This is a genomic window from Planktotalea sp. (genome assembly GCF_039984035.1).
Classification (GTDB): Bacteria; Pseudomonadota; Alphaproteobacteria; order Rhodobacterales; family Rhodobacteraceae; genus Planktotalea.
Map to the genome: position 1 here is coordinate 1 of NZ_JBDWVM010000223.1, position 19,103 is coordinate 19,103.

At 53.5% G+C, this 19,103-nt stretch carries 16 protein-coding genes and 1 pseudogene; 4 read left to right on the forward strand and 13 right to left on the reverse strand.

The features are described 5' to 3' along the window. From ABJQ89_RS10120 to ABJQ89_RS10130, 3 genes and pseudogenes are all read right to left on the reverse strand, one after another. Positions 1-317: pseudogene (locus tag ABJQ89_RS10120) on the reverse strand (indolepyruvate ferredoxin oxidoreductase); the annotation flags it as partial. Between the two features lie 66 nt (positions 318-383). Next, on the reverse strand, positions 384-872 hold the full coding sequence (locus tag ABJQ89_RS10125; RefSeq protein ID WP_348496118.1) for a MarR family transcriptional regulator: 489 nt from the start codon (positions 870-872) through the stop codon (positions 384-386). Positions 873-1,015: 143 nt separating this feature from the next. Beyond that, positions 1,016-1,810 (reverse strand): substrate-binding domain-containing protein, encoded by a 795-nt coding sequence (locus ABJQ89_RS10130; protein ID WP_348496133.1) that lies wholly within the window; start codon positions 1,808-1,810, stop codon positions 1,016-1,018. A 174-nt stretch (positions 1,811-1,984) separates the two neighbouring features. Here ABJQ89_RS10130 and ABJQ89_RS10135 point away from each other — a divergent pair, with 174 nt between their 5' ends. Next, the gene (locus ABJQ89_RS10135) at positions 1,985-3,265 is read left to right on the forward strand and encodes a hydroxymethylglutaryl-CoA reductase, degradative (RefSeq protein WP_348496119.1); all 1,281 of its coding nucleotides are present in this window, start codon (positions 1,985-1,987) and stop codon (positions 3,263-3,265) included. Between the two features lie 13 nt (positions 3,266-3,278). Here ABJQ89_RS10135 and ABJQ89_RS10140 read toward each other — a convergent pair whose 3' ends face one another. The 9 genes from ABJQ89_RS10140 to ABJQ89_RS10180 are packed head-to-tail and all read right to left on the reverse strand — an operon-like array spanning position 3,279 to position 16,009. Next, complete coding sequence (locus ABJQ89_RS10140; RefSeq protein ID WP_348496120.1) at positions 3,279-4,268, reverse strand: alginate lyase family protein; 990 nt, start codon at positions 4,266-4,268, stop codon at positions 3,279-3,281. A 2-nt stretch (positions 4,269-4,270) separates the two neighbouring features. After that, positions 4,271-7,006: a hypothetical protein gene (locus ABJQ89_RS10145; protein WP_348496121.1), complete on the reverse strand. Its 2,736-nt coding sequence runs from the start codon at positions 7,004-7,006 to the stop codon at positions 4,271-4,273. Positions 7,007-7,019: 13 nt separating this feature from the next. After that, entirely contained in the window at positions 7,020-8,342 is a 1,323-nt protein-coding gene (locus ABJQ89_RS10150) for a hypothetical protein (RefSeq protein ID WP_348496122.1), read from the reverse strand. A 50-nt stretch (positions 8,343-8,392) separates the two neighbouring features. Beyond that, entirely contained in the window at positions 8,393-9,172 is a 780-nt protein-coding gene (locus tag ABJQ89_RS10155; protein ID WP_348496123.1) for a hypothetical protein, read from the reverse strand. Beyond that, the gene (locus tag ABJQ89_RS10160) at positions 9,169-10,692 is read right to left on the reverse strand and encodes a right-handed parallel beta-helix repeat-containing protein (protein ID WP_348496124.1); all 1,524 of its coding nucleotides are present in this window, start codon (positions 10,690-10,692) and stop codon (positions 9,169-9,171) included. Before ABJQ89_RS10160 ends, ABJQ89_RS10155 begins: the two co-directional genes overlap by 4 nt. Further along, positions 10,685-12,103 (reverse strand): sugar phosphate nucleotidyltransferase, encoded by a 1,419-nt coding sequence (locus tag ABJQ89_RS10165; RefSeq protein WP_348496125.1) that lies wholly within the window; start codon positions 12,101-12,103, stop codon positions 10,685-10,687. The genes ABJQ89_RS10160 and ABJQ89_RS10165 overlap by 8 nt, the downstream gene beginning before the upstream one ends. Continuing rightward, positions 12,100-13,170 (reverse strand): hypothetical protein, encoded by a 1,071-nt coding sequence (locus ABJQ89_RS10170; protein WP_348496126.1) that lies wholly within the window; start codon positions 13,168-13,170, stop codon positions 12,100-12,102. Before ABJQ89_RS10170 ends, ABJQ89_RS10165 begins: the two co-directional genes overlap by 4 nt. A gap of 9 nt (positions 13,171-13,179) precedes the next feature. After that, a complete protein-coding gene (locus ABJQ89_RS10175) occupies positions 13,180-14,718 on the reverse strand; it encodes a glycosyltransferase (RefSeq protein WP_348496127.1) in 1,539 nt (512 codons plus the stop codon). Further along, complete coding sequence (locus ABJQ89_RS10180) at positions 14,690-16,009, reverse strand: UDP-glucose/GDP-mannose dehydrogenase family protein (protein WP_348496128.1); 1,320 nt, start codon at positions 16,007-16,009, stop codon at positions 14,690-14,692. Before ABJQ89_RS10180 ends, ABJQ89_RS10175 begins: the two co-directional genes overlap by 29 nt. Positions 16,010-16,316: 307 nt before the next feature. Between ABJQ89_RS10180 and ABJQ89_RS10185 the strand changes: the two genes are divergently transcribed. Further along, positions 16,317-17,345 (forward strand): heparin lyase I family protein, encoded by a 1,029-nt coding sequence (locus ABJQ89_RS10185; RefSeq protein WP_348496129.1) that lies wholly within the window; start codon positions 16,317-16,319, stop codon positions 17,343-17,345. Here the strand turns inward: ABJQ89_RS10185 and ABJQ89_RS10190 are convergent. Beyond that, positions 17,335-17,535, reverse strand: a complete 201-nt coding sequence (locus tag ABJQ89_RS10190; protein WP_348496130.1) for a hypothetical protein — start codon at positions 17,533-17,535, stop codon at positions 17,335-17,337. The genes ABJQ89_RS10185 and ABJQ89_RS10190 overlap by 11 nt on opposite strands. A 446-nt stretch (positions 17,536-17,981) precedes the next feature. On the opposite strand from ABJQ89_RS10190, the gene ABJQ89_RS10195 reads away from it, so the two are divergent. Beyond that, positions 17,982-18,380 carry a thioredoxin family protein gene (locus ABJQ89_RS10195; protein ID WP_348496131.1) on the forward strand — a complete coding sequence of 133 codons (399 nt, stop codon included), beginning with the start codon at positions 17,982-17,984 and terminating at the stop codon, positions 18,378-18,380. Positions 18,381-18,449: 69 nt separating this feature from the next. Further along, on the forward strand, positions 18,450-19,103 hold a 654-nt coding region (locus ABJQ89_RS10200; RefSeq protein ID WP_348496132.1), incomplete at its 3' end, for a Crp/Fnr family transcriptional regulator.

Sequence of the window (19,103 nt, forward strand, 5' to 3'; positions counted from 1 at the left end):
GCCACGTTCGTGCCCACGGCTGATTTAAACGTCACAGCCCCGCGAATTGGATAGTGCACCGAGGCCGCGAGCATTGCGGCAGCAGACGCCTCTGACGCGTTCGCCTCATAGTGGACGCCAAGTTCACCTAGTACATCCTGAGCATCGGCCAAAACATCCATTAAATGACTGATGGGCGATCCTTGATATCCACCCACATAGCCGACACCGTTTTCCAGCAAAGCTTTGGTAATGGCCAGAATACCTTCCCCTCGGAATGTATCACCCGCACCCAGTCTTAAGTGTTCAACTTCTGCGGCAAAGGATCGTTCGGCCATGGGCGGTCCTACTTTCATGCATTTGCATATATATCGTCAAATAGTGCCGAACGAGTCAATACGCGCTTAGATATCAGATTGCCGGATGTTATTCAGCATGCGCTGAAGAAATTCCAACGCCATGGCCCGTTCTGCAGGGCTAAACCCTTGCATCATGTCCGCTTCGGCAGCCAGCATGATCGGAAAGGTGCTCTGGTAGGTCTCATAGCCCAAAGGCGTAAGAGAAATCACGCGCGAGCGGTTATCATTGGGATTTGGTTTTCGCTCAACAAGACCTTCTTGGGTCATCTGATCTAACAGCCGACTTATGGTGGATTGTTCAGAAATTGCATAAACAGAAAGGTCGTTCACAGATTTCGAGCCTTCCACAGCGAGCGCCGCCAACACGCGCAAGCGCGGCACATTCAACCCTTTGCTCCGCACCTTATCTTCGACACCCACATTATAACGGCGCGCGATGCGGTTCATCAGGTAGGGAACGAATGTGTCCAGGGCGTCAGGCGTTGACGCAATTGCCTTTGGATCGGAAGTGATTGAAGTGCGCTTGAAGGACACGGGTGTTTTCTCACATATTTCAGATGAGGATCATGTTAGTGTGAGTACACCCATTTGCATATATATTTACCGCAACTAGCACGAAAAGATATTTAACATAAAACGGATTACACGCATGTCGGCGCAGTTTTGACGCGCCCCACTTATCGAGCGTTGAAAACAAACAAGGCCTGCCCGTCGATTTCATACCCGTCAATCAGTGTCTCCGCTCGGTCTGAGACCAGCCATTCTTCGAGTTTACTTACCAAATCGGATTTTACATGAGGGTGTTTTGCGCGACTGACCGGAAGAAACGCATATTGGTTGAACAAGACCGGATCACCTTCGAACTGGATCGCCAGATCCGCTTTATTGCTAAAATTCAGCCAACTCGCACGGTCTGACAATACATAGGCATTCAGGCCAACCGCGATATTCAACGCCGCGCCCATACCTGCGCCGGCTTCCTTATACCAGCGGCCCTCGGGTTCAATACCGGCCGCCTCCCAAAGGGAAAGCTCCATCGCATGTGTGCCGCTGCCATCACCGCGGCTTACAAACATAGCCTCGCTTGCATTAATACGTTGCAGCGCTTCGCGTGCCGTCGCCGCACTCGCAAGGTCAGGGTCATTGCGCTTCGGGCCGACGAAAACAAAATCGTTATACATAATTTCACGGCGGTGGGTTCCAAACCCGCCTGCGACAAATGCATCTTCCGCAACGCGTGAATGCACAAGGATCGCATCGACATCGCCTTGCTGTCCTAGCTTGATCGCTTGGCCCGTGCCGACCACGAGCAGTTGAACATCCAGATCGATATCTTCTTTAATCACGGGCAACAAAACGTCTGCCAAACCGGAGTTGTGAAACGAAGTGGTCACAGCCAATCGCAGGGTGTCGGCCAAAACTGGGAGCGACGTTAATACAGTCACAACTAAGCCTAAGATCATTTGTTTTATCAATCGACGTTCTCCTGTCACGCTTAGACTGAGCCCCTTCCCCTACTATTGGAAATAACGGTCACCCTTTCACATCCTTCTATAGGCACATGTCTGCCACTGCGACAGGATTCAAAATACCTCTTTCAAAACTCTGAAAGACTGTCAGTTTACGTCAGAGTTGGAGGACCCCGAATGACCGATTACACCGCTAAACTATCAGGACTGCGCCACCTGTCACCTTCAGAACGTTTCGCAAATATTTGCAAAGCTTCTGGGATCGAGCAAACGGAACTAACGGCTCTTTCAGACGCTTCCGCTTTGCCCATGCCCCTTGCGGATGGGATGATCGAAAATGTCATCGGGCATTTTGAACTCCCGCTTGGCATCGCAACGAACTTTGTCGTGAATGGCAAAGACTACTTGATCCCGATGGCTGTTGAAGAACCTTCCGTCGTCGCCGCGGCCTCTTACATGGCGAAGATCGTCGGCGAAAACGGCGGGTTCCACGCTGTCGCCAGCCCGCCGATCATGCGCGCCCAAATCCAGCTCATTGGCATGAATGATCCCCATGGCGTGCGCCAAAAATTACTGATGGCACGCGACGAGATCATCGCGCTCGCCAACTCCAAAGACAAAATTCTGATTGATCTAGGTGGTGGTTGCCGAGACATCGAAGTCCAGATTTTTGAAAACACCCGCATCGGTCATATGGTGGTTTTGCACCTCTTGGTCGACGTGCGCGATGCGATGGGGGCGAACACGGTCAATACGATGGCTGAAATGGTCGCCCCCCTCGCCGCGCGCATCGCCGATAGTGAAACGAGGCTACGCATTCTATCCAATCTCGCGGATAGGCGGACCGTCAGCGTGCATGCGGAAATCAAAGCTGAGAGCCTTGCGACCAAAGACTATGACGGCGATCGCATCGCGCGCGGCATTGTCGAGGCCTGCACATTGGCCGAAATTGACCCTTACCGCGCCGCGACCCATAACAAGGGGATTATGAATGGCATCGATCCTGTTGTGCTCGCCACGGGCAACGATTGGCGCGCGGTTGAAGCGGGTGCGCATGCTTGGGCGGCAAAGGACGGGCGCTATACCTCCCTCACCCGTTGGGAAGTGAACAAAAAGGGCAATCTGCTTGGCAGCATCGATTTGCCAATGCCCGTTGGCATCGTCGGCGGCGCCACGAAAACACATCCCGCCGCGCAGGCTGCGCTCAAGTTGATGCGTATTCAATCCGCTTCGGAGCTTGGCGAAGTCATAGCAGCCGTTGGTCTCGCGCAGAACATGGCGGCGCTGCGCGCCTTGTCATCAGAGGGGATTCAACGCGGTCATATGGCCCTGCACGCCCGCAATATCGCGATTGCTGCTGGTGCAACTGGACCAGACGTTGATCGTATAGCAAAGGACATGGCGCGGTCAGGTTCCGTCTCGGTTGATGAGGCGAAAACGCTTCTGAACGAAACCTAAAGACTGACCGCTCTTACTCCGCCCAGATACGGGTTTGATCGCCGCCAAGCTTGGAATATTTCAAAGGGCGGCGCTCTGACAATGCTGTCTCAAGGCTTGCTTGATCACGCAGGCTGAGCCAGGCTTCACCCCAAGCGAGTTGAAAATCTTTCACGCCATCCAAACCACCATTCAGTGTCTGCTCTGCGCCGGCATGCTCTGCGCTCGCGATCCCACCTGCGTTGAGATCATCCATCGTAAAGGTGACGATCCGATCCAAGGCCTGACCACAGCGGTCCAGCATCGATATACCATTCTCTTCCAACATAGCAGCGGCCAAAGTCAGCGGCGCAACAGCGTGGAGCTGGTAATGAAGTGCGCGCGTCTTGCGTGACATTTCTTGTGGCAGACTGCCATCTTCATTCGCGGTGCAGGCCACATATTCCACGGACCACGCCGACCAGCCCAACATGATAGGATCATGCGTCAGCAAGGCTGTCGCTGTTCCTGCCAATGCGGACCAAGCCCGCAGGTTTCCTTGGGCCGCACCATTGGGCGCGCGTTCCCAGAACGTCATTTGCTCTTTCATCCGTCGCGCAAGCCATGCGCTGACAACAGCCGTATGTTCAGGACTAGAAATCGGTGCAACCTTGCGCGTGATCAATGCAAGCGCAGCAAGGCGGGACCCAATCGTCAATTGCACCGTGGGCGTGGCCAGGACGGACAGGGCGTCTGCCTCTGCCCAATGAACAAGCGCGTCCATGATACATGCGGCCTCTGCGCCATCACCTACCAAAAGCGCCGCATCCGAGCGCGTTGCAAGATCACTGATGAAATCGTCCAGCACTTTCAACGCGGCCTTAGCATCCGCTTCCGCTTGTGGATCGATTTCGCTGCGAGACAAATCATTGTCCTTATATCGGCTCTCAAAGCTCAGGCTTACAGGTGGCGCAGGCACGTCAACGCAGGTGGCCAAGGCGGGCAAAGGCGCTGCCAGAATTAGTGATGTTAGCCAATACTTCATGGTTATAGTCCCCCAGCAATACGCAATGATTTGGCCAAGGCACCCGCATCGGGGTGGCCCACTGTCGCCGCCTGTTCCAACCATTTGATCGCGCCTGCTACATCCGCAGCGCGCCCCAAACCAAAGCCAAGCGCAAAACCCGTTTCATACATCGCATCGCGATGCCCACGCAGCGCGGCCGCTTCGAGCAAACTCAACGATTGTGCTAAACCTGAAGCGTCCTTTGCTGTGTCTCTTAAACGCATCCCAAGCGCGTAGGCCGCTGCGACATCGCCACCCCGAGCGACGCGGAGCAAGACGTCATCCATATCGACCCGCGCATCAATCGCGCGGCGCACCTCGTCAGAACTCGCTCTATAAATGGCAGCAAGCGCCACTAAACGATCCGTATCCCCCTGCTCGATACCTGTTTCAAAATACCTACTGGCCGCGTCCGCATTATAACTCGGCAAACCGGGGTTGGACGTCAGCTGAATAAGTCGCATCAGCGCATTCGGATCGCCCTCAGCCAAAGAACGCTGTGCGCGCGCAACCGGATCAGGCGCTGCGCCTTTATCAAACAAGCCTGTTTGCCGATCGCTCAAGCCAAGCTTTGATAACGCATGCCCGCCGTCTATATTCAGAGCGATCTTGTGCCAATGAAACGCCCCGTTTTGATCAGAGACCTTCGCATGGGCTGACGCCAACTCCTCAACATCTTTGGAGGTGCAGCTCATCAGAGACACCGCTCGATCCACATAATCATCCACTTGAACACGTGGAACATGAGGCAAGGCAAACATCATCGCCAGAAAATCACCGCGCTTTTCGATTGAATCCGCGAACTGTGCGTAAACAGCCGCCTCTGATCGGACACCGGATTGCAAACGCGAAAGAAGGCGGATCGCGCCCCCTTCCCCCCTGCGGCCCGCCATGGTCAGCAATTGCACAATTTCTTCGGCAATTTCAGGATCACGCGCGTTGTATTCAACAAGCGCGACAGCCAGATCAAGCGCTGTCGCAACGCCATTGTTCAGATACACGCGTCTAAAAAATTCAACCGCGAGGTCACGCTGTGCAGGGCTTTGGGCAAGGCTAAATTCATATTTGGCGAACAGCTCAAGCGCTTGGGACGAGTTGCTCAGCATGTCGGCCCAAAACTGGAGCGCCTCGTTTGCCGCTAATGTATTCGACTGGACACGCTGCGCATGCGCGGCAACCATTTGACTGCGCCGATCGAGCGCGAGACTTTGGATCAAAGAGATCACTTCAGGATCGCGATCCGGCGAAAGCGACAAAAGATCAACGCCAGACACTGAGACATTGGCACGTTCTGACGCCGCATAAGACTGCGCCCACTCATTTGCGAGGCGCAGGCGCGGGGCATCAGGTGTGCGGCAACGATAAAGCGAATCCAGATCGTTCATTGCAACACTAAGCCCATGTCGCGAAACCGCTTCCATTAATAGGCTTTCGGTGCGCGCCAATTGCACAGGGTCATCGCGATAGCGCAGCAGCATATTGGCAAGCCTGCGTTGACCCAACCCATCACCCCGTCGCGCTGCTTCCTCTAGCAATGGCATCGCTTCGGCTTCACCAGCCCAACGTCCTTTGCGCCCCAGAATTTCCGCAGCGAGGCGCGTATAAATATTGCCCGGTGCCTCAGGGAGTTTTGTGATTTCCCAGAGGTAGTCCAACAGCAAGCTATCTTCGTCGGGTTCCAAACTGTCGATGTTCACAACCAGATCAAGGTAGGGGGCAATAGCCGCGCGTGTGCGACGTTTGTCCTGATCAAAATTGAACCCAAGGATCGCAGCAAGCTCGTTCTCGCTCACTGCACCTGATGCGACAAGCGCTGCACTACTAGCGTCATCAACAGTCACACCCAACCGCACAGCCAAATCCAGATAACGGCGCAATTCGACGTTGTTCTTCGTCTTAGCATCTGCATTCAGGTGAAATTCAACGATCCGCCAAGCGGCTTGGCTTCCGCCCATATCAGCCGCGAACTTGTACCATGCCAAGGCAATCGACGGATTAGGGGCAACCAAATCCCCTTTGATATATTCCTGCGCAATGCGCTCTGCGCGCTGACATACGCTACGATCAAGCGGGCCGAGAATACCGCCAAATGCCATCGTAACAGTCAAATCTAATGGGGCATCCCAGCCCTCAACCAAAATGCCCTGACCCGCAAGACGCGCAATTTCAAGGAGCGCCAAAGCACTCCCCGCATAAGCCGCTTCACGGATCAACTCTTGGGAAAAGAGCGGATCAGGCGCAACTCCAATACCTTCTTCATAGAAGAGCGCCAGTTTCACACGTTGCCCGTTCGTGAGTTCAGAAGCCCGCTCGCGCAAGCTGGCAACGATGCGTTGTTCGCGCAGTTGCTCACCCTGCCCCGCGCGCAACATCAAATCAATCCGCGCGAAAATAGCATCAACGTTGGTGAAGCTTTCATCGATCAAAGATTGCTGTGTGATAAGCGCATTCACAAAGGCAAAATACTGATTTGCGTCTGCGTTCATGTACCGCTGAATGTCACTGCGCAGATATCCTATGCGCTCAACATTGGTCAGCTCCTGTTTACCGCCTTCCGTGCGAAAATCGCTCACACCATCAGTGGGAGCTGGCGCATTGCACAAATCGCGCGGCGCAAGGGTTGGCGGAAGAAAATCCAGTTTCAACGGCAAGGACTGGGCAAAGCCAATCATCGGTGTCAGCGCCAAAGCCGCGATCAATGTCAGTGAACGAAACATCACAATTCCCCTTTCACGAACACACCAAAAGCTGCGCGCTCGCATCGAAACGCGCCGCGCCTTCGATTCCGACAGAGCTCATCTCTTCGCGTCGCAAGCTCGACAAGGGCAGGAAAAACCGCCCCGTCATGATTTGATCGGGATTGCGATAAATACTCCGCGTTCGAACAATTCCATCACGATCCGCAAAATGGAACTTTGCAAAGGACATCGCGGTCTCCCCCGCATCAAAAAGCAGTGCTTGATCCTCGCCCAATGGCACCTGATCTAGCTTCGCAAACAGACGATCCCCCTGCGGCGATAGAACCAAAGGAACGGCTGTCTCACAGCTGTTTTTAGCGGCATAAATCAATTCGCGCAGCGGTTGGCTGCCATGATCTGCCAAGGACGCCGTGATCGGCAATTCCCAAACCAGCACATCAGGTCGAGTTGTCTGGAATACCCTTGAAGTCATGTAAGACGCGAGCGCCGCAAAGGCACCGCCATCCTTCAGGCCATAGCTCAAAGCTTTTAGACCTGTTTCCTCGCTCAAAAACCCCGGAAGGTTGAGCGCCGGCGTTGATGTGATGTCAGTCCCCAACACGACAAGTGTGCTTTCTTCATCCGCCTCAGGCTGGCGCACGACGTCATCGCGCACGGTCGCATAGCTGCGCGTTTTAACTTGCGGGAGCTCACTCTGGCAGGCCGTTTGCAACTGCAAACGCATGGCAGAAGGTAGTGTCACTTCAGTGCCGACAGTTGAGCGAAACGCCCCACGATTAAGAGATCGCGCATTCGGGTGACGCTCCAGAACATCGCTGACTGTTTCTGCAAGCAGCTGCATCCCAAACGCTGTTGGCCGCGGGTCGGTTTCAAAAAACGGTCTATCGCCATTTCGCGCCGAAGTGCGCAGCGCGTTCAAAGGGTCGGCAACGGTTAGGCCCGCCGCCTTCATGCGCTCGATCATGTTTTCATATACAGCCATAGCTAAGGCCGGATCATGCCCTACATGTTCCGCCATCGCTGGTAGGTGATGCGCCAAAACCTGCGCGCGCGTCGGGATAGGAAGCACGATCAACGTTGTGCCACGCGCCGCAAGCGCATTTTGCAGCTCTGCGATCAGCTTAATACTTGGATCTGCGATATTGTGATGCGCTTGTAACTCCGGGCGGATCGAAAAGAAGTTTCCGTTCTTGCCTTCGACCGCAGGCAACGCCCCATGGGTCGTCAGATTGCGGCAGTCATAGGCAGATTGGGCGTGCACGGTTTGCCCCGCTAACGTTGCCGTCAGCGCACATGCCCCTGCCTTTAAAACGCGCCAAAACCTGCGCGTTCGTTTGCCTGTATCCTGTTTCATCTGCGCCCCCGCATGTGTCAGGTTTTATATATTGGACCGCTTTACCGATCCTATCCGTTATTGATCTGATCCCAATCCACCAAACGCAACAAATTTTGTGCGGTGGTTGAAACGGCCAGATGGTCTGATCTTTGTGCCAATTCTAGTAAGTTACGTGCTTGTATCAGATCATTGCGATCTGCGCGATCCGCCGCGCGCGTTTGCTCTAGCAGACCCATCGCCATGCCAAGCTCAAGACGCCCATCGCCATGCTCGCGGGCCTCCGCCAGAATACGATCGCGGGTCGCATCAGACAAAGGACCAAAAAGACGGCCCTCCCCGTTAAACGTCAGGACCGCTTGCAATGCCCGCGAATTGCCAGCCCAGGCATGGGGGTAAAGCACTTTGATATATTGATTGATCCGCGCCTTCGGTTCCGTTTGAGGATTTAGCTTGTGCATCGCATCAATCATCGTTCCAAGCGTCCAAATACGTCCGGTGCCCACGGCGATTGAAGAATAATAGGCCAGATCAGAGGGATCAGCGCTCTGACGTGCTGCCTGTAAAAGCCGCACATAACGTTGCGCCGCTAATCCATCACCCGCATTGGCCAGCGCACGCAAATCACTCGCGTGTATCGCTTGCCCATCATGGAGCGCGGTGCGCGCGGTGCGCAACGCTGCAGTTGGCAGACGCTTGCTGCTCCTCAGCCCGCGATCCACGGTTACTGAAATCTGCGCATTCGTCTCGTCTTGCCCCACCAAATTGGGAATAACCGGTACATGCACTTGTTGGGCCGCAAGGGGCCCAACGCAAAAGATCAAAATGATGAATGTCGCAAAATGTCTCACAGATCACTCCCGCAAAACCCGATCGAATTTACTGCAGGTTCGGTCGAACCATCCTTGATGCGCAGTGGAATAATTCCACCTAAATCAGCGGCAATGCTTGGGGTGAGACGCCGGATGTCACCATCGAGCAAACGCGGCAATTGCCGTTTGAAATTATTACGGTCCATCAAAATCTCACCGCCCGTCGCGACAGACAAACCTGCACGATTAGAGATAAGCACATTTTCTTTCAACGAGGTCCGCGCCCCTGCACTTTTCGCAGAGACCCAAATGCCGGCGCTGCCATGTCCTGCGATCAAATTCCCTGCAACAACAGTGCCGTTGCTTTTACGAATTTCGATACCTTTTTGGCGGTTATCCAGCAGGATGTTGTCACGCACCAAACCACATTGAGTTTGCAAAAATTTGATGCCTGCACCCGCTCGTTGCCAAATCAGGTTTTTGCTGACTTGTACACGATCAGACCCGCCCCTGACCAAAATCGCGACACGCTCACCAGCAAGGAAAATGTTGTTCGAAATTTGTGTTTCGCTCGAACCTTTGTCGACGCGAATAGCGTTGTGCATTGCGCCGCTTGCGAACAGGTTGTTGTTCACCGTTGTTTTTGGCGCGTTGACGATACTTAGGGCATTGTCGCGCACATTGAAAAACGTGTTTCCTGACACCTCAGCGTTCGTCACACCCGCAAGTGTCAGGTTCTTCAACCCATCAAACAAGCTATCCGTGATCGACACCTTGGCAGCACCTTGCTGCAACAAGTTGCCCGCAACAGAAATCCCGCTGAATTTCTCAGTGCGACCGAAACCAAGATCGCGCACGATGGCATTCTTCAAAAGCAAACTGCCGCCACTCGCGACAGTCACAAAAGGTGTAAAGCTGGGCGTATGGATGTTCTCTGGGCCCGTCGATTCAATCACGGCACCATTCACGTCCAAGGTTCCCATCGCCAGAATGAACGCACCTTTATCGCGCGCCATCGCCAAACGCTCACCGGGGCTCAAACGTAACGTTGCACCGGGCCAGATCACAACAGGCGCGGTCAATGTTCCGTCACTCAAGGGGGGCAATCCAAACGCGATCGAATAGGCGCGCACATCATCAAGCGTCACAACCCCCTTGCGTACTGAGAGCGCGACCGATCCACGCTCGCCCTGCGCATTCACAACGCCCTGCGCATTTTCACCTGTGTAGGTGTGCAGCAAGGTCGAAAGCATCAAGCGGAAGTTCGTCAGGTCAACTTCCTGCTGAACCGCGCGGGCACCTGCCAAAGGAACAAACATTTCATCTGCGGGCTTACCGGCGCGCAAATCTTGCTCAAGAACAGACAAATGCGCCCAATAAGCTGCAACATCCGCAGGCTCTGAAATTCCGTTTTGGACATGTAATTTGATCGCGCGCAAATCATTGCGCAGTTTCGATAGGTCAATATCAGTCACGTTCGCCAACCCAGCGATCGGGGCAAGCCCCAAGATCAAAGCGATAAACGCTGCGCGAAGGTTGAACGAAAGTAACTTAGCCATTGACCACCCTGCCTGTTGATTTGGGCTGGAAATCCGGTGACGCCAAAGTCACGAACAACAGCTCTGTCGGCTCGTCAGACAAGTTGGTCAGTGTGATTTGACCCGTCGGATCGGTGTAAATTCGACCACCCTCGCCCACTGTCTTCTGCCAGCTCGGCCCATTTGCATGCAGGCGGCCACGCACGACCAAAGCTTGACGTGCATCGCCCGGTTCAAGCGTCATAACACGGCCCACACCAATCTCGGCTGAACCAACCTGATAATTGTCGCTCTGCGCAAGTTCGGACACCAACTCCTGCTTGATCATAGGAACCATCGCCGCTTTCGGCTCTTGATGGCGCTCGGTCTCAGGGCGCTGGGTCTTTTTCAACTCATCCACAATCGCTTTCACGTCTTGCGTTTGATCCATCTTCGCAACGAGCAACGCATCTGGTGTGTCGATGATGATCACGTCATCTAGACCAACAACAGACACAAGACGGCTGTCCGCCCGCACCATTGTATTGGTCGCGCCATTCGCAATCACATCGCCTTGCAGGACATTGCCATCACCATCGGCTTTGGAAATGCCATACATGGCTTTCCAGCTACCAACGTCATCCCACTCCACATCCAACGAGGACATGGAAATCAGATCGGTTTTCTCAAACACGGCGCTTTCTGTTGGCTCGCTCGCGGCCTCAACAAAATGCGCAGAGTCTAGATGCAAAATTCCGTCTTCGCCCTTCGCTTCGCTTACCGATTTGGCAACAGTATCCGCCGTCTCGGGATCGAACTTGCGATATTCTTCGCGGATCGTGTTTGCCGCAAACATGGAAATGCCCGACGCCCAATATGCACTGCCACCCGCGATCAGCTCTTCCGCAATATCACGCGGCGGCTTTTCGACAAAACGGTCTACATGGCGCACAGGGCCGAAACCCTCCATCGCGCCGCCATCAACAATATAGCCAAAGCCAGTTTCTGGGCTGCGTGGCTTAATTCCGAACGTCACAATCTGGCCAGCAAGCGCCGCAGGCAGGCAGGCGTTCATGGGTTCGCCAAGCTCACCTTCAATCACGTGATCCGCAGGAACAACAACAAAGACAGTCTCAGGGTCGTGCTCCAGCATCACTTCAGCAGCAGCCAAAACCGCAGGGCCAGTATTGCGCCCCATCGGTTCGCAAATAATACGCGCATTAACCTGCAAATCTTGCAGCTGTTTGCGCACAGTACCTTCATGGATACGACCGGTTACAATGACAGGATCAGCAAAGCGTGGACCACGGTGACGCTGCACCGCAGATTGGAAGAACGTCATGCTCTCAGGACCACCAATGCGCTGGAATTGCTTGGGGCTGTGCTTGCGTGACAGCGGCCAAAGTCGGGTTCCGTTTCCGCCGCAGATGATCAGAGGTGTGATCAATGTCATTGTGTGTTCTCCTGCCTTAAGCCTAGAACGCCACGCAGTGTTTTAGACAACCGCAAGCGTGCAGACAAATTCGTTTCACTCGGTTGCAAGCTTCCGCTTTCGACCGATAGATCAATAGGAACAAAGAGGTCACCACGAAGGGCGGCGGCACGGGTCATGTCACGAACATTAACAGTCGCAGGCATCTCTCGCCCGTCACTGAGTTCTAGTGTAACTGCGTCTCCTTGGAGCACCCGCGTCAATCCTTCAATACTGATCATTGTCCTTAATCTTAATGAAGATTTGTCGTCTAAAATTGTCATAATTAAGTCGGTAGGAAGGACAGTTGTGCCTTGATACACCTCATTTGCGACAAGAACTTGTCCGGGCTTAGGCATCTGAAAACTAAGTACATCTCCGGTGTTAGAAGCAATAGAATAAGCCACTTCACCCACATTTGCATTGGGGTTCAGGTAGGTCACCTGACCTGCAACTGTGGCTTGCATGGACAGTCCGGCCTGATCAATAAAGACCGGATGCATTTCGTAGGCTGAGTTGTATCGCGAGAACACAACACTAAAGGCGAGAATCACCAAAGTCGCCGACAAGAGCGCAACCCCGATCGAGCGCACGCGATCGCGCGTTGATTTCTGGGCAGCCACTTTTGGCGCTTTGGGTTGCGTTGGTCCGCTATAGCTCATCATGCCGTTCAACGTGACAAGATCACCGGCAATATAGCTGTTCATAATGTAGCGCAGTTGCGCCAAATGCGGACCCGTCGGATCAGAGAACAAGAAGATGCTCGTGCTCTCATCGCCGCGATCTGTGGCAATGACTTCCACCATCAACGTGACAGCGAAATCCTCGAACGGGAAGTTAAGCGTGATCAGCCCCTTCCCACCTGTTTTCATCGTGCCGTTTGGTAGCGCGATTTCCATCTCGGCAACAGAAATTCGCGTGCCATCAATCCACTTGTCACCAAGCTTGATCGAAAACGGCATCGTGAGCATCGGGTGCTCATTCTCAAGGCCAAATCCCACAGGGACCGCCGGTGAGGCTTCAGCTGATGTGTGTGCAGTATCGCTCATGTCAGCCTCCTACTCCAAAGTATTCAAATAAAGGATCGCCAGGGACAGCCATCCATAAGCCAGCGTTTGATACGCCGTGCTTTCCGCCATTTTCAGGCGTTCATAAAACGACAACACCTTGCCACCGCCGCCTGATCCCTGACGGGTCCATTTTTGGCGATCCAATCGGAACAAAACAAACGTCTTAATGATCGCGCCCGACACCTGACCAAAGTACAAGATGAACGGATGCGTCACAGGGAACCACTCGCGATTGAACATCGCAATGTAGGCGCTGAACATATACCGCGTCATCATCACCCAGCTGATATAAAGCGGGATCACAATCGGCGATGATAGAACCGCTGTGATCAAAACAGAAATAGGGCCAACCATCGTGGTCCAGCAACTCACGCGCTGATCCAAGATGGACCACCATGTAAAGAAACCCATATCGCGCGGACCCATCGCAATCGCGCGCCCGTTCGTACGCATCATATTGCCAAACCAACGCACCATGAGCGTCTTGGAACTATCATAAAATGAATCGCTCGGCTGTGTTTCGTAAGAGCGACTTTGAACATCCGGCAGATACGCTGTCTCATAGCCACGCGAGAGCAACCAGAACCAAGTTGATTTATCATCGCCGGTCAAAAAGTTAACGCGGCCCAAACGCCAGTGATCGAGATAGTCCTCACCAACTGCGCGCAGGAACGTCGGATCAGTAGACAGATCCGCGCGGAATACGCTCATGCGTCCGGTCAATGTCAAAACACGGTTCGACAGACCCATAGAACACATCATCACCTGCCGCTGGTTAAAGCGCAGAGTGAACCAATCCTTGAACAGACCCGGCTTATCAATAATCGCCGCCTCATCCGTGGTCAGCGCACCGACTTTCGGATCAAGGAACACAGGCGCACAGCGCGCCCAAATATCTTCGGGCACAATCGTATCGCCGTCGACAAAGACCATAATGTCATCTTTGCGCGGCGAGAAGCTCGCCAAAATACGCAGCGCTTTTTGCATCGCATCGCGCTTACCGCTGGATTTGATCCGATCAATCACCAATGCCACATGCGTGCGATCCGTCACCGTTGCATTGTAAATATCGCGGATCAGACGTTCATCCATACCGTCTACAACAGAAGCCACAATCGTCGCCCCATCCCGCGCGGCCATGCCTGCTTTGAAAATGGAACGATAGACCGGCAAAGTTACATCCTGATCCACCATGAAACTGGTGACCATGAAATAACAATGATGCTTGGACGTGCTTTGCGCAAACGCAGCCTCCCGCGCCTTTTTCCAGCGCGGGTAGGTTTTCAGTTTAAAGTAAAGTGCACGGGAAAAGTTGAGCGTCGCCCAACTGTAACGCCAAATGCCAAGCGCACCGACAATCAGCACAGTCCCTTCCACGCCCTGCATGTCCCCCAAGAAACCTCGGGGGGTCACACAGACCAATAGAATGGCTACTGAAAAGTAAGCCATATGGGTTAATGCCATCATCATTCCTGATGCGCCTCCAGCCTTGCGGATTTTACCAGCAGATACCTTGGTACTGCTCACCGGACGTCATCTCGCGATTGAGACGGGTCAGGTCCACAACAGGACGATCATTCGCAGCCGCCTCAAGACGTGCGACGGTTTCCTTATAGTGGTTGCCCACCAGAACCGTGCCAGAGCTTTCGATCAACTCATCAAGGTCTTTGACCAAACGCTGCTCAAGATCAGGCACATCATCATTGCCGCGACCCGCGCCAGGCGTCCCCGTGTCATAAGCTTCTTGAACGAATGGATCATAGACAGAGACATCAATGCCCTTGTCGATCAAACGCGCCGCCAATGAAATCAGCGGGCTTTCCCGTAAATCATCCGTGCCGGGCTTGAACGAAATACCGACGAAGCCAACCTTCTTGGTCCCGCTATCGATCACCATCTTCTCTGCTTTTGCAATCTGCGCCTCATTGGCTTCCAGAACTGCGCTCAGCATATGATGCGGCGTGCCAGTGCTGCCTGCCAGATATTTCAGTGCGCGTACGTCTTTGGGCAAGCAAGAGCCGCCAAAGGCGAAACCGGGTCGCATGAAATACGGGCTCATCGCGATCTTGTCGTCAGAGCATAGAATTTCCATGACCGTCTGACCGTCAATGCCGCTCGCTTTGGCAATGTTGCCAATCTCATTAGCAAACGTCACTTTCACAGCGCGCCATGTGTTAGATGTGTATTTCACCATCTCGGCTGTTTTGATCTCAACCTGATGCATCTCGCATGGCAGGTCCTTGTTGATCCCTTCCAGCACTTTGCGCGTGCCTTCATCGAGATAACCAAACACGATCAAACCGGGGTTATAGTTGTCTGCAATCGCCGTGCTCTCGCGCAGGAATTCTGGGAAGTAACCAACCCCGAACTCTTTGCCAGCGGTTTTACCAGATGTCGCTTCCAGAACAGGGACACATCCCTCTTCCGTGCTGCCGGGCACAATTGTCGAACGCACAACAACGCAATGATACGTATCTTTGTCCGCGAGTGCTTTGCCGATGTTCTCACAGACTGATGTCACATAGCTGAGACCGACAGAGCCATCAGGCGCCGAAGGTGTGCCAACGCAAATAAACGACACATCTGTGTCGCGCACCGCGGCTGCGAAATCATCTGTTGCTGTCAGGTTCCCCGCCTTGACGACTTCCGCCACCAATTCGTCGATACCTTCTTCAACGATCGGGCTTTGACCCGAATTAATTGCTTTGATTTTTCCTGGATCGACATCGACCGCAATAACGTCATGCCCGTCGCGTGCCAAACACGCTGCGGAAACAACCCCCACGTAACCGATGCCAAAGACGCTAATCTTTGCCATTTCTGCTCTGCCTCATTGTGCGCCGCTTTTTTGCGCGGCTGTTTTTGTTCAAACTATGCACTTGTTATTGCTTCAAACTATGCACCCGGCGAACAAATTCGAACAAGCTCTGGCTGTAAAAGTCTGCGTCGTAGAAAAATCCCTGTGCCAATTTCGCCACTCTCACGTCAGACATCTTGCGACAAACACAAGTTATGGTCTATGCCTTCGGTTCAAGCACAACGTTGCCTTATTTCCGCCGCAAAGCGATCTGAGCCGTTGCATGAAAAATGAGCACTCAAAACAAGAAGAGATAAAAATGCGGGTCATGAAAATTCTCACAAGTCTTGTTTTTCTCTTGTTTTTAAGCGCCTGCCAACCTGTTGACCCTGTACAACAACAGATCAACAGCAGCATAGAATTCGCCCCTCCCACCGGGTTCACCCGCGCCTTTAGCCCTAAACCTTATAATTTCACCCGTGCCTACGCGACCCAAGGCAAACCCGTGCGCTTTGGTGAATATTCCGAACGGTTTGAGCTACGCGATGGAGATTGTGACGTCACAAACTGCAGCAGCCCGCGCGCCCGCGCTGAAATCCAGCGCGATGCCGACTTCATCAAAGCAAACGTCGGTGATGACATCTGGTACGCTTGGAGCTTTTACAATCAGTCCATACCGTCCTTCACCGCAAAGAACTCTCTGCGCCTTGTCTTTGGGCAATGGACGATGGGCGGACAACGTCCCGCGATCTTCCGCCTCATGCAGGTTGGTCAAGACGAAGTGAACTTCGCGGGCTGCGATCCAACTGTGTGTTCAAACATCTTCCCTGTGCGGGGCGACGTGGTGCTGCAACTCGATGATATCGCAAAGACCTATAAATGGGGCGAGTCTCAGAATAACGGAAACATCTGCCGCCTCTTTGATATGACAGCTGCACGCGGCCAATGGGTTGATCTCACCGTCAACACCAATTTTTCCACCGGCGATGACGGATACTTGCGTGTTTGGGTAAACGGGCAATTGGTTTGCAGCTACAGCGGCCCCATCGTGAGTCAAGCCAGCGTGCTTGAGCGCTCAGGAAACAAACCTGAGCATCGTCGGGGTATCTTTTCGACTTGGACAAACCGTTGGAAGGGCGCCACTGGCGGGGCCGCTATTCCGACAATGGTCGCGTACTACGATGGCTTCAGGTTCGGCAGCAGCTTTGCCGAAGTAAACGCGCCGTTCGATCAAGACGGTCAAACAGAACAAAGCAGTAATTCTCTGGCTACAAGGCCAGACAACTCAGAGAAAGCGGGCGCCTTTGCAAAAGGCGCAGCTCAATTGTTTAAGAAATCAATTTTTCCTAGGTTTTAACGCGAACTGAAGAACCGTCTGCATATTGCAGTGCGAGAACTCCGTCTTGAACGCTCAACACAGGCTTGCCCTTCATGGCATTGCCGCGACGTTCAAACCGCAAAACACCACCAGAAGACAAATCGCCTTCTACCGTTGCGCCCGGTCGTACATCAATTTTCGTGGTCGATTGATCTTTTTTCAAACTCATCAATCCGTTCCTTTTAGCAGCAGTGCAAAGATGAAAGAGCACACACTCAATCTATCTGAAAGGTCATTAAAATTGCGTTACCAGCAGCGGTAAAGCAACCCAATGACTGCACTTTGTCTTTCCCCAATACACTTATAGCGCAAGCCTGCACATTGTGGCAAGAAAACGGCACGCACTATCCTCACAATGGGGATAGATCACAATATATTGGTGGGGATTGGCTTTGATGCAGCTACAAAACCGCCACATTATGGCCAAATGATCTCCCAAAAATCGGCATTTCGACTCTAACTTCAGTAGAATCACCTCCGAAATTGACGTGATCCGGTCGACTGTGCTGACAAAAATGTGAGCCGCGCGAACGTAGATTCGAGTTGATTAAACAACGCCCTGCCGTCACATCATAAAGAAGGAATATGTTGTCTATCATTCGAACCGGAGATTTTATGAAACGCCGTTCTTTTATCGCCAGCGCTGCGGCTTTGCTCGCCCTCCCTACCCTCGCAAGCGCGGAGGGTTTCACAGACTACACACCCGGCGCAATCAAAGCTGCACTGGATAGTGGCAAGACCGTTTTGGTCGACTACTCCGCCACATGGTGCAGCACCTGCAAACGTCAGGAACGTGTCATCAACGCCCTGCGCGCCGCCGATCCCGCCTATGATGCGAACCTGACATTCATCAAGGTCGATTGGGACACCTACAGCCGCCATGATGTCACCCAAAGCCGCAATATCCCGCGCCGCTCTACTCTGATCGTCTTGCGCGGCGATCAGGAGCTTGGCCGCATTATCGCCGGCACCGCAGAGAGCCAGATCAAAGCACTCATGGATACCGCGCTTTAACATTTACATGTGGCGTGCTTTCCTCGGGCAGCACGCCAAACCCACCCCCTCGCGCGAAGGCCCATGAACATGCATGACACTACGGACTGGGTCGAAAAATTCTACGGCTTGGCCCGACTAGAGCCTGCGATCAAATCGCGCCTCAAATCCCGCGCGTCGATCCTCACTGTTCCGAGCGGCACAATGGTTTTCGGCCCAAACAAGTCGCCGGAAAATATGCTCTTCTTGCTCAGCGGCACTGTGCGTGTTCAACAAACCTCGGACACCGGCCATGAAATCGTGCTCTACCGCATTGAAGCCGGCCAAAGCTGCGTGCTGACCACGGCCTGTTTATTGGCCTATGACGACTATGCCGCCGAGGGCATAACAGAAACAGATATCACAGCCGCCGCGATCCCCCGCGATGTGTTTGATGATTTGGTCGCCACTTCAAAATCCTTTCGCGATTTCGTCTTTGCCGCCTTTTCCAAACGTATCACAGACCTCTTCGTCACAATCGACGAGGTCGCATTCCAGCGCCTCGACGTCCGTCTTGCCAGTGTTTTGACCAAATTGTCCGAAGGGTGTCCTAAGATTTCAACGACCCATCAAAAGCTCGCCGTTGAACTCGGCACAGCGCGCGAAGTCATTTCGCGTCAGCTCCAAGAGTTCCAAAGGCGCGGCTGGATTGAAACCGGACGTGGCACCATCACGCTGCGAGACGCCCCTTCGATCAAACGCCTT